This window comes from Arthrobacter sp. SLBN-53, from assembly GCF_006715585.1.
Taxonomy (GTDB): domain Bacteria; phylum Actinomycetota; class Actinomycetes; order Mycobacteriales; family Mycobacteriaceae; genus Mycobacterium; species Mycobacterium neoaurum_A.
In genome coordinates this window covers 1,290,803-1,306,895 of sequence record NZ_VFNN01000001.1, presented here as the reverse complement: position 1 = coordinate 1,306,895, position 16,093 = coordinate 1,290,803, and the positions used below count along the sequence as shown (strand labels likewise).

The 16,093-nt window shown below is 64.4% G+C and carries 13 protein-coding genes and 2 rRNA genes; 10 read left to right on the top strand and 5 right to left on the bottom strand.

What is annotated here, in order from left to right:
* Positions 1-354 precede the first annotated feature (354 nt).
* Together FBY28_RS06195 and rrf are read left to right on the top strand one after the other, a co-directional pair.
* Positions 355-3,475, top strand: a 23S ribosomal RNA gene (locus FBY28_RS06195).
* A gap of 189 nt (positions 3,476-3,664) precedes the next feature.
* Positions 3,665-3,777, top strand: a 5S ribosomal RNA gene (rrf, locus tag FBY28_RS06190).
* Between the two features lie 93 nt (positions 3,778-3,870).
* Here rrf and FBY28_RS06185 read toward each other — a convergent pair.
* Both FBY28_RS06185 and FBY28_RS06180 read right to left on the bottom strand, forming a co-directional pair.
* On the bottom strand, positions 3,871-4,395 hold the full coding sequence (locus tag FBY28_RS06185) for a methylated-DNA--[protein]-cysteine S-methyltransferase (RefSeq protein ID WP_286177794.1): 525 nt from the start codon (positions 4,393-4,395) through the stop codon (positions 3,871-3,873).
* On the bottom strand, positions 4,365-5,858 hold the full coding sequence (locus tag FBY28_RS06180) for a DNA-3-methyladenine glycosylase 2 family protein (protein WP_141865166.1): 1,494 nt from the start codon (positions 5,856-5,858) through the stop codon (positions 4,365-4,367). Before FBY28_RS06180 ends, FBY28_RS06185 begins: the two co-directional genes overlap by 31 nt.
* A gap of 207 nt (positions 5,859-6,065) precedes the next feature.
* Between FBY28_RS06180 and FBY28_RS06175 the strand changes: the two genes are divergently transcribed.
* Entirely contained in the window at positions 6,066-6,719 is a 654-nt protein-coding gene (locus FBY28_RS06175; RefSeq protein WP_141865164.1) for a DedA family protein, read from the top strand.
* Here the strand turns inward: FBY28_RS06175 and FBY28_RS06170 are convergent.
* Positions 6,708-6,905, bottom strand: coding sequence for a hypothetical protein (locus FBY28_RS06170; RefSeq protein WP_141865162.1), 198 nt, complete (start codon positions 6,903-6,905; stop codon positions 6,708-6,710). The genes FBY28_RS06175 and FBY28_RS06170 overlap by 12 nt on opposite strands.
* A gap of 99 nt (positions 6,906-7,004) precedes the next feature.
* Between FBY28_RS06170 and FBY28_RS06165 the strand changes: the two genes are divergently transcribed.
* Both FBY28_RS06165 and glsA read left to right on the top strand, forming a co-directional pair.
* Positions 7,005-8,999, top strand: a complete 1,995-nt coding sequence (locus tag FBY28_RS06165; protein WP_141865160.1) for a hypothetical protein — start codon at positions 7,005-7,007, stop codon at positions 8,997-8,999.
* A gap of 22 nt (positions 9,000-9,021) precedes the next feature.
* Positions 9,022-10,314 carry a glutaminase A gene (gene glsA, locus FBY28_RS06160; RefSeq protein WP_141865158.1) on the top strand — a complete coding sequence of 431 codons (1,293 nt, stop codon included), beginning with the start codon at positions 9,022-9,024 and terminating at the stop codon, positions 10,312-10,314.
* Here the strand turns inward: glsA and FBY28_RS06155 are convergent.
* Positions 10,311-11,927, bottom strand: coding sequence for an adenylate/guanylate cyclase domain-containing protein (locus tag FBY28_RS06155; protein ID WP_141865156.1), 1,617 nt, complete (start codon positions 11,925-11,927; stop codon positions 10,311-10,313). The genes glsA and FBY28_RS06155 overlap by 4 nt on opposite strands.
* 45 nt (positions 11,928-11,972) lie before the next feature.
* Between FBY28_RS06155 and nucS the strand changes: the two genes are divergently transcribed.
* Both nucS and FBY28_RS06145 read left to right on the top strand, forming a co-directional pair.
* Positions 11,973-12,647 carry an endonuclease NucS gene (nucS, locus tag FBY28_RS06150; protein ID WP_023986092.1) on the top strand — a complete coding sequence of 225 codons (675 nt, stop codon included), beginning with the start codon at positions 11,973-11,975 and terminating at the stop codon, positions 12,645-12,647.
* 16 nt (positions 12,648-12,663) lie between these two features.
* Positions 12,664-12,948, top strand: a complete 285-nt coding sequence (locus FBY28_RS06145) for an Rv1322 family protein (RefSeq protein ID WP_141865154.1) — start codon at positions 12,664-12,666, stop codon at positions 12,946-12,948.
* Here the strand turns inward: FBY28_RS06145 and mce are convergent.
* Complete coding sequence (mce, locus tag FBY28_RS06140) at positions 12,945-13,421, bottom strand: methylmalonyl-CoA epimerase (protein WP_141865152.1); 477 nt, start codon at positions 13,419-13,421, stop codon at positions 12,945-12,947. The genes FBY28_RS06145 and mce overlap by 4 nt on opposite strands.
* Before the next feature lie 84 nt (positions 13,422-13,505).
* On the opposite strand from mce, the gene FBY28_RS06135 reads away from it, so the two are divergent.
* From FBY28_RS06135 to FBY28_RS06125, 3 genes are all read left to right on the top strand, one after another.
* Positions 13,506-14,687 (top strand): acetyl-CoA C-acetyltransferase, encoded by a 1,182-nt coding sequence (locus FBY28_RS06135; RefSeq protein WP_141865150.1) that lies wholly within the window; start codon positions 13,506-13,508, stop codon positions 14,685-14,687.
* Positions 14,688-14,761: 74 nt separating this feature from the next.
* Positions 14,762-15,139, top strand: coding sequence for a DUF3817 domain-containing protein (locus tag FBY28_RS06130; protein WP_216847529.1), 378 nt, complete (start codon positions 14,762-14,764; stop codon positions 15,137-15,139).
* A gap of 13 nt (positions 15,140-15,152) precedes the next feature.
* Positions 15,153-16,040 (top strand): tetratricopeptide repeat protein, encoded by an 888-nt coding sequence (locus FBY28_RS06125; protein ID WP_141865146.1) that lies wholly within the window; start codon positions 15,153-15,155, stop codon positions 16,038-16,040.
* The last annotated feature ends 53 nt before the right edge of the window (positions 16,041-16,093 follow it).

Below are 16,093 nucleotides of genomic sequence, written 5' to 3'. Positions count from 1 at the left end.
GATTCGTTGGATGGCCTTCGCCTGTAGTGGGTGGGGGTCTGGTGCGACAACAAACTTTTATGAAACTGCCGGACACACTATTGGGCTTTGAGACAACAGGCCCTGCGATCGCATGCTCGTTGGAGTGTGTGGGTCGGCCGCGAGGGACCAGGCGTTGTTCTGGTGTTCGGACGGTGTTTGTTGTTGCCCTGCTTTGGTGGTGGGGTGTGGTGTTTGATTTGTGGATAGTGGTTGCGAGCATCTAGCACGCAAGGAGACCCTGACTGGGGCGCTGGCTTTTGGCTGGTGTTGTTGGTTGGGGTGTTGTTGTGTGTGTTTGATGTGCAATTTCTTTTTTTGATCTGGTTTTTTGTGTTGTAAGTGTTTAAGGGCGCATGGTGGATGCCTTGGCATTAGGAGCCGATGAAGGACGTGGGAGGCTGCGATATGCCTCGGGGAGCTGCCAACCGAGCGTGGATCCGAGGATGTCCGAATGGGGAAACCCAGCACGAGTGATGTCGTGTTACCCAACGCTGAATATATAGGCGTTGGGGGGGAACGCGGGGAAGTGAAACATCTCAGTACCCGTAGGAAGAGAAAACAACAGTGATTCCGTGAGTAGTGGCGAGCGAAAGCGGAGGATGGCTAAACCGTATGCATGTGATACCCGGCGGGGGTTGTGTGTGCGGGGTTGTGGGGCGTTTCTTCTCAGCACCGCCGTGCTGGGCGACAGTGAGAAAAGTGTGTGTTAGTCGAAGGGCCTGGGATGGTCTGTCGTAGAGGGTGAGAGTCCCGTAGGCGAAAACATGCACTCTGTTGTGAGACTGTTCCCCGAGTAGCAGCGGGCCCGTGAAATCTGCTGTGAATCTGCCGGGACCACCCGGTAAGCCTGAATACTTCCTAATGACCGATAGCGGATTAGTACCGTGAGGGAATGGTGAAAAGTACCCCGGGAGGGGAGTGAAATAGTACCTGAAACCGTGTGCCTACAATCCGTCAGAGCCCTCCTTCGTGGTGGGGTGATGGCGTGCCTTTTGAAGAATGAGCCTGCGAGTCAGGGACATGTCGCGAGGTTAACCCGTGTGGGGTAGCCGCAGCGAAAGCGAGTCTGAATAGGGCGTATCCAATCCAGAGGGGTTGGTGTAGTGGTGTGTTCTGGACCCGAAGCGGAGTGATCTACCCATGGCCAGGTTGAAGCAGCAGTAAGATGTTGTGGAGGACCGAACCCACTTAGGTTGAAGACTGAGGGGATGAGTTGTGGGTAGGGGTGAAAGGCCAATCAAACTCCGTGATAGCTGGTTCTCCCCGAAATGCATTTAGGTGCAGCGTTGCGTGTTTCTTACCGGAGGTAGAGCTACTGGATGGCCGATGGGCCTCACAAGGTTACTGACGTCAGCCAAACTCCGAATGCCGGTAAGTGAAAGCGTGGCAGTGAGACGGCGGGGGATAAGCTCCGTGCGTCGAGAGGGAAACAGCCCAGATCGCCGGCTAAGGCCCCTAAGCGTGTGCTAAGTGGAAAAGGATGTGCAGTCGCGAAGACAACCAGGAGGTTGGCTTAGAAGCAGCCACCCTTGAAAGAGTGCGTAATAGCTCACTGGTCAAGTGATTGTGCGCCGATAATGTAGCGGGGCTCAAGCACACCGCCGAAGCCGCGGCATCAAAACTTGTTTTTGATGGGTAGGGGAGCGTCCTGCACCCAGTGAAGCAGCCTGGTAATGGAGCTGTGGAGGGTGTGGGAGTGAGAATGCAGGCATGAGTAGCGATAAGGCAAGTGAGAACCTTGCCCGCCGAAAGACCAAGGGTTCCTGGGGCAGGCCAGTCCGCCCAGGGTGAGTCGGGACCTAAGGCGAGGCCGACAGGCGTAGTCGATGGACAACGGGTTGATATTCCCGTACCCGTGTGTGCGCGCCCATGATGAATCAGAGGTACTAACCGCCCAAATGGTGGCCTATCCAATCCTTCGGGAGCGGAAAGTCGCCGGCTGCGTGGGACCTTCTCTGGTAGTAGTCAAGCGATGGGGTGACGCAGGAAGGTAGCCGTACCAGTCAGTGGTAATACTGGGGCAAACCTGTAGGACGAGTGATAGGCAAATCCGTCGCTCATATGTCTGAGAGGTGATGCATAGCCGAGTGAGGCGAATTCGGTGATCCTATGCTGCCGAGAAAAGCCTCTAGCGAGCTCACACACGGCCCGTACCCCAAACCAACACAGGTGGTCAGGTAGAGAATACTAAGGCGTACGAGTTAACTATGGTTAAGGAACTCGGCAAAATGCCCCCGTAACTTCGGGAGAAGGGGGACCTCCATACCGTCAACACCTTTGCGGTGGGTAGCGGGAGGGGGTGGCACAAACCAGTGAGAAGCGACTGTTTACTAAAAACACAGGTCCGTGCGAAGTCGCAAGACGATGTATACGGACTGACGCCTGCCCGGTGCTGGAAGGTTAAGAGGACCCGTTAATCCTTCGGGGTGAAGCGGAGAATTTAAGCCCCAGTAAACGGCGGTGGTAACTATAACCATCCTAAGGTAGCGAAATTCCTTGTCGGGTAAGTTCCGACCTGCACGAATGGCGTAACGACTTCTCAACTGTCTCAACCATAGACTCGGCGAAATTGCACTACGAGTAAAGATGCTCGTTACGCGCGGCAGGACGAAAAGACCCCGGGACCTTCACTACAACTTGGTATTGGTGCTCGATACGGTTTGTGTAGGATAGGTGGGAGACTGTGAAGCATGCACGCCAGTGTGTGTGGAGTCGTTGTTGAAATACCACTCTGATCGTATTGGGCCTCTAACTTCGAACCGTATATCCGGTTCAGGGACAGTGCCTGGTGGGTAGTTTAACTGGGGCGGTTGCCTCCTAAAATGTAACGGAGGCGCCCAAAGGTTCCCTCAACCTGGACGGCAATCAGGTGTTGAGTGTAAGTGCACAAGGGAGCTTGACTGCGAGACGTACATGTCGAGCAGGGACGAAAGTCGGGACTAGTGATCCGGCACCTCTGAGTGGAAGGGGTGTCGCTCAACGGATAAAAGGTACCCCGGGGATAACAGGCTGATCTTCCCCAAGAGTCCATATCGACGGGATGGTTTGGCACCTCGATGTCGGCTCGTCGCATCCTGGGGCTGGAGCAGGTCCCAAGGGTTGGGCTGTTCGCCCATTAAAGCGGCACGCGAGCTGGGTTTAGAACGTCGTGAGACAGTTCGGTCTCTATCCGCCGCGCGCGTCAGAAGCTTGAGGAAACCTGTCCCTAGTACGAGAGGACCGGGACGGACGAACCTCTGGTCTACCAGTTGTCCCACCAGGGGCACTGCTGGATAGCTACGTTCGGACAGGATAACCGCTGAAAGCATCTAAGCGGGAAACCTCTTCCAAGACCAGGCTTCTCACCCTTTTAGAGGGATAAGGCCCCCCGCAGACCACGGGATCGATAGACCAGACCTAGAAGACTAGTAATAGTCGCAGGGAACTGGCACTAACCGGCCGAAAACTTACACACACCCACCCCCGGGTGGGTAGCAAACACACCATGTGTAAGAAAAGATGACGCACCTCAAACGTGACGCCCGCAACCACACACATCCACATCGGATACGTAGAAACCAGCAATGGTTTCCACACCCCACCACCAAAACACAAAGATTTCCCACGACACACAGTGGGACGCCCAGAAAAGGGTGAATAAAGTTACGGCGGCCATAGCGGCAGGGAAACGCCCGGTCCCATCCCGAACCCGGAAGCTAAGCCTACCAGCGCCAATGATACTACCCAACAGGGTGGAAAAGTAGGACACCGCCGAACACAAATTGGTCCTCGGCCCTCCAACCAACAATTGGAGGGCCGAGGCATTTGTGCATCTATGACCATCGGATACGTTCCGAATTCAAATGCCATTCAGTCGAACAATGACAATTCGGTTCGGCGCCTTTCCATATCTAGTAATGACCTTTTCCGGTCTAATCCGCCGCCGTAACCGGTGAGACTTCCATTCGTACCGATGACGCGATGACACGGCACGATGATCCCGATGGGATTGTGCCCATTCGCCAATCCGACGGCCCGAAATGCGGTCGGTGAACCAACCTGCCGCGCTATTTCGGCGTATGTTCTGGTCTGGCCGTAGGGGATGGTCAGCAAGGCGTTCCACACGCGTTGCTGAAAAGCGGTGCCCACGAGGTCGAGATCGAGGTCGAATTCGGTCAACGTGCCGGCGAAATAGGCACCCAGCTGCGCGGCGGCATCTCCGAACGCGTCGTCATCGACCTCCCACCCTTCCCTTGATGGTTCATAGGTCTGGTCCTGCATCCGCAGGTGTCGGAGCCGCCCGTCGACACCGGCCAGGGTGAGTGGTCCGACCGGGCTCTCGATCACTCGTGCGCGGATCGCTGTCATCGCTTCTCCTGCTGCTGAGGTGGCCACACATTCACCGCATGGTCCAGCGTCGTCCACAGATGTTGGGTCGCGTAGGCCCGCCACGGGCGCCATCGGGAACTGAAGTGTGTCAGAGCATCCGGCTTCTCGGGCAGCCCCAGTGCTCTGGCCGCGAGTTTGACACCCAGATCCGTCACCGGGAAGGCGTCGGGGTCACCGAGTCCGCGCATGGCGATCAGCTCAGTGGTCCATGGGCCGATACCGGGCAGCGCGGCCAGCTGCGCTCGGGCGCGGTTCCAGTCGGCACCGCTGTCGAGGACGACCGAGCCGTCGGCCATCGCCGCGATCAGCGTCGTCAGGGTGCGGCGCCGGGACATGGGCATCGCCAGAGACTCGGAGTCGATCTCCGTCAGCTGGGCGGTGGTGGGGAAGACGTGGGTGAGACCACCCGTCGGATCGGTCACCGGCGTCCCGTGTGCGTGGACCAGACGTGCGGCGTGCGTGCGGGCAGCCTTCACCGATACCTGCTGGCCGAGCACCACGCGGACGGCCAACTCCTCTTCGTCGGGTGTGCGCGGGATCCGTTGCCCCGGTGCCTTGGCCACCACTGCGGCCAGCGACGGGTCTGCGCTCAGCGCGTCCACGACGGCGGCCGGATCGGCGTCCAGGTCGAGCATGCGGCGACACCGTGCGATCGCCGCGGACAGATCGCGGAAATCATCGACGACGAGCCGGCACTGCACATGGTCGGGGTGCGGGGTCAACTCCACGATGCCTGCGCCGGAGGGCAGCCGCAGGGTGCGGCGATAGGCACCGTCGCGCACCTCCTCGACACCGGCGACCCCGCTGGCGGCCAGGTGGCCGAAGAGGCCCTCGTAGGCGAATGGTCCGCGTACCGGCAGCCGCAGCGACAATGTCTGACTCCCGGCACGGTCGCCCGTGTCGCGCACATGAGCTCGCCGGCGTAGCGCGGTGGGCGGCAGTGCACAGATCTCGCGGATCGTGTCGTTGAACTGCCGGATGCTGCTGAACCCTGCGGCGAAGGCGACATCGCTGAACGGCAGCTCGGTGGTCTCGATCAGGACGCGGGCGGTCTGGGTTCGCTGCGCTCGTGCCAGTGCCAGCGGGCTGGCGCCCACCTCGGCGAGCAGCATTCTCTCCAGCTGCCGGGTCGTATAACCGAGCCGCTCGGCGAGCCCGGTCACCCCGGCACGGTCGACGGTGCCGTCGGCGATCAGGCGCATCGCGCGGGCCACCACATCGCCGCGGACATTCCATTCCGGCGAACCCGGGGAGGCGTCCGGACGGCATCGCTTGCAGGCCCGGAAGCCGGCTCGCTGCGCAGCCGCCGCGGTCGGGTGGAACTGCAGATTGCGGGCCAACGGGGCGCGCGCGGGACAACTGGGACGGCAGTAGATGCCGGTCGAGCGCACCGCGGTCACGAACCAGCCGTCGAACCGGGCGTCCTTGGACTGCACTGCCCGATAGCAGCTCTCGAAATCCTCGTGCACTCCTTCAGCCTTACACCCGGGCGCCGACATCACTGGCGGAAAAGCGACATCGCAGTCCTGGTGTCGGACCCGTTCCTGAGCGCCTCCTCAGCGCCGCGTCGGCACACTGGACTGGTCCCAGTTGCCGCGGTCGCCGCCGCCCGCCGGCCGGGACCGGTTCGGAAGTCCACCGGCCACCATCGCATCAGACCAAGGAGCAGCACACCCATGACCTCCTCCGAAGAGGCCATTGAACTCGACGGCGTGGCCGGATGGTCCGTGGACATGATGGAGGCACTCGGCGGTCCCGGCGCCGGCCTGGCGATCTTCGTCGAGAACCTGTTCCCCCCGATTCCCAGTGAGGTCATCCTGCCGATGGCAGGATTCGCCGCCCGCCTCGGTGAACTGTCCCTGGTGGGGGCGATCTTCTGGACCACCCTTGGCTCGGTGTTGGGAGCGTGGATGCTCTACGGACTCGGAGCCTGGCTGGGGCATGACCGGATCCGTCGCATCGTCGCCCGGATGCCGCTGATGGACGCACAGGACGTGGACAAGACCCGGGACTGGTTCGCACAGCACGGGCACAAGGCGGTGTTCTTCGGTCGCATGCTGCCGTTGTTCCGCAGCTTCATCTCGATCCCCGCGGGGATCGAGCGGATGAATTTCGCCGTCTTCACGATGCTGACGGCATTGGGAAGCTTCATCTGGAACTCGGTGTTCGTGCTGGCGGGCTATCTGCTGGGTGCCAACTGGCATCTGATCGACCCCTACGCCGCCACCCTGCAGTACATCGTGCTCGGTGCCGCCTGCGCGGCGGTCGGCTGGTTCATCTGGAAGCGGTTGCGCAACCGTCGCGAACTCGCGGTCGAATCAGCGGTCTGATCGCAGATCGTCGGGTTCTTGGGGCAGCGGCGGGGAGAACGTCGCCGAGGAGGGCGGCAAGAGCACCGTCGGCGGCGCGTGCATGGGGGCGGGTTCGACCTCGCCCACCTCCGGAAGCCCGCGGGCGCAACCCGAGGCCGACGCGACGAGTGCCGTCGCCAACAGAGCCGCCGTGACCACGCGCATGGACACATTCTGGCCCATCCGGATCGTGCTGAGGGTTTTGGACCCGCCGACCGCCCGCCCGCTGCTATAACCGAGGTCTGAGGCCACGGAGGTGCGGCGATGCCTGGTAACGCGGTACTGATCGGGCGGGTAGGCGCCCTCGCGGTGGCCCTCGGCGTCGGGGTGGCTATCGCCGGCACGGCGGGGACTGCCGCGGCGGACACGACCGAATCCGGGGGTGGTGGCACCCAGACCGAGTCTCGGCCGGAACGTGAATCGGCCGCGTCCGGCAACGCGGATCTCGGGGACTCGAGTCCACGTGATACCGAGCTGGAAAGCGCCGCGGCCGACACCGATTCGGCACCGGCTGCCGGTACAGGTGGTGGTGACGATGCCGCGCCCGCCAGGACATCCTCGGGACGCCTGCCGCGCACACTCACGGTGCGCACGGCCGATCTTCGCGAGCCCGCCGATGACGATGACGACCATGACGACCGCGACGACCATGACGACCGCGACGACCGTGACGACCGCGACGACCGTGACGACCGTGATGCTGGCTCCGACGAGCCCGATCCAGGACCGTCGCCGGCCGATGTGGCCGCCCTGACGGCCCTCGGTGCGGCCCGGCGCGAGGTCGGATCGGCATCGTCGGGACCGTCGGCGGCATCCCCGCAGATGACCGATCGCCCGACCCCACAGACGGTGGCGGTCGCTGCGGCCAGCCCCCTGGGCACGCCGCAGCAACTGGCTGCCGAACAGCTGGCCCAGCGCATCTCCGGATCGCTTCCGGTGCAGCTGGCCAGACTGTTCCTGAAGGCAGGTTTCTACTTCGCGGCGCAGCGCCAGTTCGACCGTGTCGGTGGACCCGACCCGGAGAACCTCCGCCGCCTGGACGCCGCGGTCGACGCGTACGCCATGGGTGCGGCCTTCCAGCAGCAACTCCTCAATTCCGCCGAACCGACGGTGGTCATGCAGGTCGCGCCGCCGCACACTTGGTACGGCCAGAGCGTCGGCGCATCGCGCATCCTGTACGACAATCCGGACACGATCTACCGCTTCATGGGCGTCAACGGGGCCTCGTCCTATGTCATCCGAGGAACGTTCGCCGACGTGGACAACCTGCCTGCCGACACGAGCTTCAGCGTGCTCACCGGCCTGACCGGCAACACCGCTGCGGTTTTGACCAAGGACCAGTTGGTGATCGAACCCGACGGCAGCTTCACCATCACCGCCGATGCGACGCCGGCAGGCGGACGCACCAACCATCTGCAGTTGACCGCCGACACCACCCTCATCGCCACCCGGAACACTCTGTCGGACTGGGCGCGTCAGGCTCCGATGAGTCTGGAGATCACCCGGGTCGGCGGTCCGCCGAACAGTCTGTTCAGCCAACTCGGAGGATTCGCCATCCCGGGCATCGGACCCGCGGTGGTGCGAAACCCCGCGCTGACGACGCTGGTGTCGCTGATACCGCCCCTCCCGTACGTGCCCACCCTGCTGCGCGGGACCGTGGCTGCGGTGATCATGTTGCTGGGGGTGCAGCGGGAAGAGACCTACATGAGGGTCGCCACCACCGACCCGGGAACCGGTGAGCGCATCGATCCCAATGTCCTGAAGGATCCGGCCCGCAACGCCGAGTTCCTCGCGACCCAACTGCAGAGCGCGGGATACTTCCAACTTGCCGATGACCAGGCCCTGGTGATCACCGTGCGCCCCGGTGGTGCAGGGTATTTCGTCGTCCCGGTCACCGACGACTGGACGGTCACCGAAGATTACTGGAATGTGCAGACCAGCCTGAACAACGCACTGGCCGTCGCCGACGACGCGGACGGGACGACCTATACGCTGGTGCTGTCGCCGACCGATCCCGGCGTGGCTAACTGGGTGTCCACCGGTGGGCTGAACCAGGGAACGATCTCCATCCGCTTCCAGGACCTGGACCCCGACGCTGCGATCCTGCCTTCGGTGGACGCGCGATTGGTGCGTTTGGAGGATCTGCCCGCCGAAATGCCGCCCGGCACAAGGTGGCTCGCCGCCGGTGAACGCGCGGCCCAGCTGGCCGGCCGCAAAGCGGCCTATGACCTGCGTTTCGCGCCCTACCCGCAGCCCTGACGCGCCCCCCTAGAATCCAGGTGTGTCCCACCTGGTGCAGAACTATCTCGACCGCGTCCGCCTCGAGTACCAGGCCGTCGACGATGGCGAACTGGCCGACTACATTCCCGAGCTCGCCCAGGTGGACCCGGCCGGTTTCGGTCTCGCACTGTCATCTGCTGACGGCTATGTCTACCAATCTGGCGATGCGGCAAGTGAATTCACCATCCAGTCGATATCGAAACCCTTCACCTACGCGTTGGCGCTGGACCGATCGGGAGCGGCGGCCGTCGACGCGAGGATCGGCGTGGAACCCTCGGGTGAGGCGTTCAACCAGATCAGCGTCGACTCGGACACCAAGCGGCCGAAGAACCCGATGATCAACGCCGGCGCCATCGCCGCGGTGTCGCTGGTGCCTGCCGATTCGGCCGACGAGCGTTTCGCCCTGATCCAGGACTACTATTCTGCCTTCGCCGGGCGTCGCCTCGAACTCGACCATGACGTCTACGCCTCGGAGAAGGCCACCGGAAATCGAAACCGGGCGATCGCCTACATGCTGGCCAGTTTCGGTGTGCTCGACGATGATCCCGACCAGGTGCTGGATGTCTACTACCGGCAGTGTTCGTTGAAGGTCACCGCGGTCGACCTGGCCCGGATGGCGGCCACATTGGCCCGCAGCGGGGTGAACCCGCTGACCGGGCGGCGGGTCACCGACGCCACGGTGGTCCGGCGCACGCTGTCGGTGATGGTGACCTGTGGCATGTATGACGGGGCGGGGGACTGGGTCTCGGAGGTGGGCCTACCCGCGAAGAGCGGCGTGGGCGGTGGAGTGCTCGCGGTGCTGCCCGGCCAACTCGGCATCGGGACGTATTCACCACTGTTGGACCCCAAGGGCAACAGCGTCCGCTCGATGATGTTGTGCCGCAGGCTTTCCGAGGAGCTGGGCCTGCACTTCCTGACGGTGTCGCGTGACTCGCGGGCCACCATGCGGGCCAGCTATGAACCGTGTCCGGGCGTGCGGGTTTTCGAGACCCATGGTGACCTGTTGTTCCCGGGGGCCGAACAGGTGGTGCGGACCATCGAGCGGGCGTGCAGCGATCTCGAGGTCGCCATCCTGGACGTTTCGCGCATCGACGATATCGACTCCGCCGCCCGTCGGATCTTCGCGGGGATGGGTGCCGAGCTTCGGGCGCAGGGAAAGCTGAGCTACCTCGTCGATCCCGATGGCATCGTGGCCCCCGACGACGCGGCGCTCCGCGTGGGGTACGAGGCGATCCGTTTCCGGACCGTCGAGGACGCCGTCGAGGCCGCCACCGCGGGACTGCGGTCCCGCTAGTCGCAATGTTGGTGCGGCGTGGCCAGCCGGGTCGGCTCCTCCATGCCGCGCAGGGTGATCTGCTCGCCCAATGCCCAGTGCGCACGCTCTGATTCGGAGGCGCCTTCGACGGTGGCCGAGCTGGCAACCAGATGTCCGGGCACCGACTTGGAGTACTCGCACAGTCGGGCGGCCTCGTTGACGGGACCGCCGATCACGGTGTACTCGAATCTCTGCTTGGCGCCGACGTTGCCTGCCACCACCTGACCGGCGGCCACACCGATACCGGCATCCACCTCGGGTACCTCCGAGCGCAGCCGGTCGGCCATCGCGCGGGCGGCCGCGAGCGCTTCGTCTTCGGCGTTGTCCAGTGACACCGGCGCCCCGAACACCGCCAGCACGGCATCGCCCTCGAACTTGTTCACCAGCCCGTGATGGTTGTCGACCTCGTCGACCACGACCGCGAAGAACCTGTTGAGCACCTCGACGACCTCGACGGCGGGACGGCTGGCAACCAGCCGTGTCGAACCGATGATGTCGATGAAAATGACTGCGGCATGGCGTTCCTCGCCGCCGAGCTCGGGTCGTTCCTTCTCGGCGAGCAGCGCGACCTCGCGCCCCACATGTCTGCCGAAAAGATCGCGCACCCGTTCGCGTTCACGCAGCCCGCCGACCATCGAGTTGAATCCGCGCTGCAACTGTCCCAGCTCGGTGCCGTCGAACACCACCAGATTGGTCTCCAGATCACCACGCTCGACGCGGTTGAGCGCCGAGCGCACCACACGGACCGGCGTCGCCGTCAGCCACGCCAGGATCCACATCAGGATGAAGCCGAACACCAGCGCGAACAACGCCAGGATCATCACCGCGACGGCGAACTGCGTCGGCGAGACGATCTGGATGGAGAGCGTGATGATCGCGGCCAGCAGGATGCCGAGCACCGGTACCCCGGAGCCGAGCGCCCAGACAGTCAGGGTGCGGCCCATGATGCCCGGGGCGAAGCGGCGCGGCGGTGGGCCGACCTCGAGGGCCTGGGCGGCCACCGGGCGCAGGGCGAACTCGGTGAACAGATAGCAGCTGGCCGAGACCACGATGCCGGGGAAGCTGATGCCGAGCAGCACCTTGGGCACGTAGTTGGAGTCCTGGAGCCCGTAGAGCAGTGTCAGCAGCACCGTGCCGCCACCCCACAGCGCGAGCAGCACGCGGGTCAGCCGCCACGGGGCGAAGAACGTGTTGCTCTGGTCCTCGGCGGTGGGCACCCGCTCTTCGATGGCCCACCGGACGGTCCTGATGACCCGGTTGGTCGCCCAGACGACACCGACGACGAAGGCCAGCACGATGTAGGCCGGTGCGACCGCGAAGGTGATCCACAGCACCTTGTCGTCGAACACGCTGGGCACCGGGAAGGTCACCGTGACGACCAGGATGGCCACGCCGACGCCGACGAGGTTGGCGCCGAGAGCGAAGGTGGTGAGGATCGCCTGGATCCGCACCCGCCGGCGGCGCTGGGTCTCCGAGACACGGCCGAGGATCCAGGAGCCGTATTCCGGGGTGTCCGGTACCCGGCCGCTCTGCTCGGTGACCTTTTCCAGCATCTGGCCGAGTTTCCGGGCACGGTTCTTCTTCGCCGTCATCGTGGCGCAAGCCTAGTGACGTCGGCGGGCATCTATGGTGGTTCGGTGCGCCTCGTCATCGCCCAGTGCACCGTCGATTACGTCGGCCGTCTCACCGCCCATCTGCCGTCGGCCCGCAGGCTGCTGTTGTTCAAGGCCGACGGTTCGGTCAGCGTGCATGCCGACGACCGTGCCTACAAGCCGCTGAACTGGATGAGCCCGCCGTGCTGGACCGAGGAACGGTCCGATGACACCGGCGCCGCGCTGTGGGTGGTGGAAAACAAGGCCGGTGAGCAGCTGCGCATCACCCTTGAGGAGATCGAGCACGATTCCAGCCATGAACTCGGCGTGGATCCGGGTCTGGTCAAGGACGGTGTCGAGGCACACCTGCAGGCGTTGTTGGCCGAGCACGTCGAGCTGTTGGGAGCCGGGTTCACCCTGGTGCGCCGCGAGTACATGACGGCGATCGGTCCGGTGGATCTGATGTGCCGGGACGAGACCGGCCGGTCGGTGGCCGTCGAGATCAAACGTCGGGGTGAGATCGACGGTGTCGAGCAGCTGACCCGATATCTGGAGTTGCTCAACCGCGACACCCTGATCGCCCCGGTGAGCGGCGTTTTCGCCGCCCAGCAGATCAAGCCGCAGGCGCGCACGCTTGCCGAGGATCGTGGAATTCGCTGCGTGATACTGGATTACGACAAGATGCGCGGGCTCGATAGCGACGAGTTCCGGCTGTTCTGATGGCGCGCTGCTCGTGATGGCACGCCGAAACAGATCCCGCCGCGACCCGGACCGGCAGCCGCCGGCCGTGGTGACCAGGCGGGTGGAGGTGGGCCCGGGCGGCATGGACCACGAGGTGCGTCCCGTGGCGGCCTCGCGCGCCGACAAGACCTACCGTTGCCCGGGCTGCGATCACGAGATCAGGCCGGGTACCGCGCATGTGGTGGCGATCCCGCTGGAGGACGTGGAGGACCGCAGGCACTGGCATACGGCGTGCTGGGCCAATCGGGCTAACCGCGGACCCACCAGACGCTGGTCCTAGTGATCGGCGGTGGTGCTGGGCTCCACCAATTCGATGAGGACGCCACCGGCGTCCTTGGGGTGGATGAAGTTGATCCTGGAGTCGGCGGTGCCGCGCCGCGGTGCGTCGTAGAGCAGGCGGATGCCTTCTGCGCGCAACCGCTCGGAGAGTGCTTCGATATCGCTGGTGCGGTAGGCCAACTGCTGCAGTCCCGGGCCGTTGCGATCGATGAACTTGGCGATCGTGGACTTCTCGTCCAGCGGGGCGAGCAACTGGATCTGCGCGCTGCCCTTGGGGGCGCCGCGGACCGAGAGCATGGCCTCGCGCACGCCCTGTTCCTCGTTGACCTCTTCGTGCAGCACGATCATGCCGAGGTGGTCGTGGTACCACTTGGCCGCGGCGTCCAGATCCGGGACGGCGATCCCGACGTGATCCACGGCGGTCACCAGTGCGCTGGCAAGCGCCGGACGGGCATCGGCGTGATCAGTGGTCATAGGGTAAAGGTAACCTGATTCCACGGTTTTTAAGCCTGTGGGATAGGCCACATACTTCTATTGCAGAACCCTTTGGAGGATGACATGACGACCTCGGTGATCGTTGCCGGAGCACGCACCCCGGTAGGCAAGCTCATGGGGTCGCTCAAGGATTTCTCGGGTAGTGACCTCGGCGCCTTCGCCATCAAGGGAGCGCTGGAGAAGGCCGGTATCGATGCCGGGATCGTCGACTACGTGATCATGGGCCAGGTGCTGACCGCGGGTGCCGGCCAGATGCCGGCCCGTCAGTCCGCCGTTGCGGCCGGCATCGGCTGGGATGTGCCCGCCCTGACCATCAACAAGATGTGCCTGTCGGGTATCGACGCCATCGCGCTGGCCGATCAGCTGATCCGCGCCGGTGAGTTCGAGGTCGTCGTCGCGGGCGGCCAGGAGTCGATGAGCCAGGCTCCGCATCTGCTGCCCAAGAGCCGCGAGGGCTTCAAATACGGCGACACCACCCTGGTCGACCACATGGCCTACGACGGTCTGCACGATGTGTTCACCGACCAGCCGATGGGTGCGCTGACCGAACAGCGCAACGACGTCGACCAGTTCACCCGCGCCGAGCAGGATGAGCTCGCCGCCCAGTCGCACCAGAAGGCCGCCGCGGCGTGGAAGGACGGCGTCTTCGCCGACGAGGTTGTGCCGGTGCAGATTCCGCAGCGCAAGGGTGACCCGATCGAGTTCGCCGAGGACGAGGGAATCCGGGCCAACACCACCGCCGAGTCCCTTGGGGGGCTGCGCCCGGCCTTCCGCAAGGACGGCACCATCACCGCCGGATCCGCTTCCCAGATCTCCGACGGTGCGGCCGCGGTGGTCGTGATGAGCAAGGCCAAGGCCGAGGAGCTCGGGCTGGAGTGGCTGGTGGAGATCGGTGCGCACGGTGTGGTTGCCGGCCCGGACTCGACGCTGCAGAGCCAGCCCGCCAACGCCATCAAGAAGGCCATCGCGCGGGAAGGCATCACCGTCGATCAGCTCGATGTCGTCGAGATCAACGAGGCCTTCGCCGCGGTCTCGCTGGCGTCCACCAAGGAACTGGGTGTAGCGAGTGAACGCGTGAATATTCATGGCGGGGCCATCGCGATCGGTCACCCGATCGGTGCGTCGGGGGCGCGGATCACGCTGCACGCCGCGCTCGAACTCGCCCGCAAGGGCTCCGGCTACGCGGTGGCGGCGCTCTGTGGTGCAGGCGGTCAGGGTGACGCCCTGGTGCTGCGGAGGCCCTGACCGCTGAGAATGCCCTCAGCATGATCAACGACGCTACGTAGTAGCTGGCGTGCCGGTCGGGCAGAATGGCCGGCATGGCAAACAAGTATGACGTCCGCAGCGCAGCGGGCCTGTTCCGGATCGTCGCCGTCGCCGAAGCGCTCAGCTGGGCGGGCCTGCTGGTCGGGATGTACTTCAAGTACCTGGCCGGGACGACCACCGAGGTCGGCGTGAAGGTCTTCGGACCCATCCATGGCGGCATCTTCGTGGCGTTCGTCGCGGCGGCTGTGCTGGTCGGGATCAACCGGAAGTGGAACGTCATCACGTGGGCGCTGGCGTTGCTGGGCTCGATCGTGCCGCTGGGTAGTGTGATCTTCGTCATCTGGGCCGACAAGCTGGGTCGCCTCGATGGCAGCGTCAGCGGTCCCACCGAGCTCACCGATAGCGCAGTCACGCCCCATTCGGCGGCGTGACAAAATTGGGGACGTGACACGACCTCGCCCCAATATCGGACCGGCGCTCGCCGGCGCATTCGATCTGTCCGCACTCAAGGCGCCCCCGCCGGGTCGCGAGGATGCCGCAGGCACCCCGGTCGGCGCGATCGAGGTGACCGAAGCCAACCTGGAAGCCGAGGTGCTGGTCCGCTCCGGTGAGATCCCGGTGGTGGTGCTGCTGTGGACACCGCGCAGCGATACCAGCGTGCAGCTCGCCGATACCCTGGCAGCGCTGGCCCAGGCCGATGCGGGCATGTGGTCGCTGGCGACGGTCAACGTCGACACCACCCCGCGGGTGGCGCAGATGTTCGGCGTGCAGGCCGTGCCGACGGTCGTGGCATTGGCCGGCGGCCAACCGATCTCGAGCTTCCAGGGGCCGCAGCCCGCCGACCAACTGCGCCAGTGGATCGATTCCCTGCTCAGTGCCGTCGCCGGAAAGCTCAGCGGGGTGCCCGAACAGGCCGAGGAGGTGGACCCGGCGCTGGATCAGGCGCGCGCCTACCTCGACGCCGGCGAGTTCGACGCCGCGTTGGCTGCCTACCAGGACATCCTCGCCGCCAAGCCGCAGGATCCGGAGGCCGCCGGAGCCGTCCGCCAGATCACCTTCCTGCAGCGCGCCACCACCCGCGCGCCGGACTCGCCTGCCGTGGCCGATGCCGCGCCCGGTGACGTCGAGGCCGTGTTCGCCGCTGCCGATGTCGAGATCCTGCAGCAGAATGTCACCGCGGCGTTCGACCGGCTGATCGCACTGATCAAACGCACCGCCGGTGATGAGCGCACGGCCGCCCGCACCCGGCTCATCGAGCTGTTCGACCTTTTCGACGCAGCGGATCCCGAGGTGATCGACGCTCGTCGCAAGCTGGCCAACGCGCTCTACTAGCGTGCCGAGCAGACGGGTGTGCCCCCTATTTCTCCGGAAATAGGGGGCACACC

What these genes read in the sequence shown, in the direction of transcription:
- FBY28_RS06175 (WP_141865164.1), top strand. Translation starts at nt 6,066, where the DNA reads ATGACCTCCTCCGAAGAGGCCATTGAACTCGACGGCGTGGCCGGATGG.
- FBY28_RS06170 (WP_141865162.1), bottom strand. Translation starts at nt 6,905, where the DNA reads ATGCGCGTGGTCACGGCGGCTCTGTTGGCGACGGCACTCGTCGCGTCG.
- FBY28_RS06165 (WP_141865160.1), top strand. Translation starts at nt 7,005, where the DNA reads ATGCCTGGTAACGCGGTACTGATCGGGCGGGTAGGCGCCCTCGCGGTG.
- FBY28_RS06155 (WP_141865156.1), bottom strand. Translation starts at nt 11,927, where the DNA reads ATGACGGCGAAGAAGAACCGTGCCCGGAAACTCGGCCAGATGCTGGAA.
- FBY28_RS06145 (WP_141865154.1), top strand. Translation starts at nt 12,664, where the DNA reads ATGGCACGCCGAAACAGATCCCGCCGCGACCCGGACCGGCAGCCGCCG.
- mce (WP_141865152.1), bottom strand. Translation starts at nt 13,421, where the DNA reads ATGACCACTGATCACGCCGATGCCCGTCCGGCGCTTGCCAGCGCACTG.
- FBY28_RS06135 (WP_141865150.1), top strand. Translation starts at nt 13,506, where the DNA reads ATGACGACCTCGGTGATCGTTGCCGGAGCACGCACCCCGGTAGGCAAG.
- FBY28_RS06130 (WP_216847529.1), top strand. Translation starts at nt 14,762, where the DNA reads ATGGCAAACAAGTATGACGTCCGCAGCGCAGCGGGCCTGTTCCGGATC.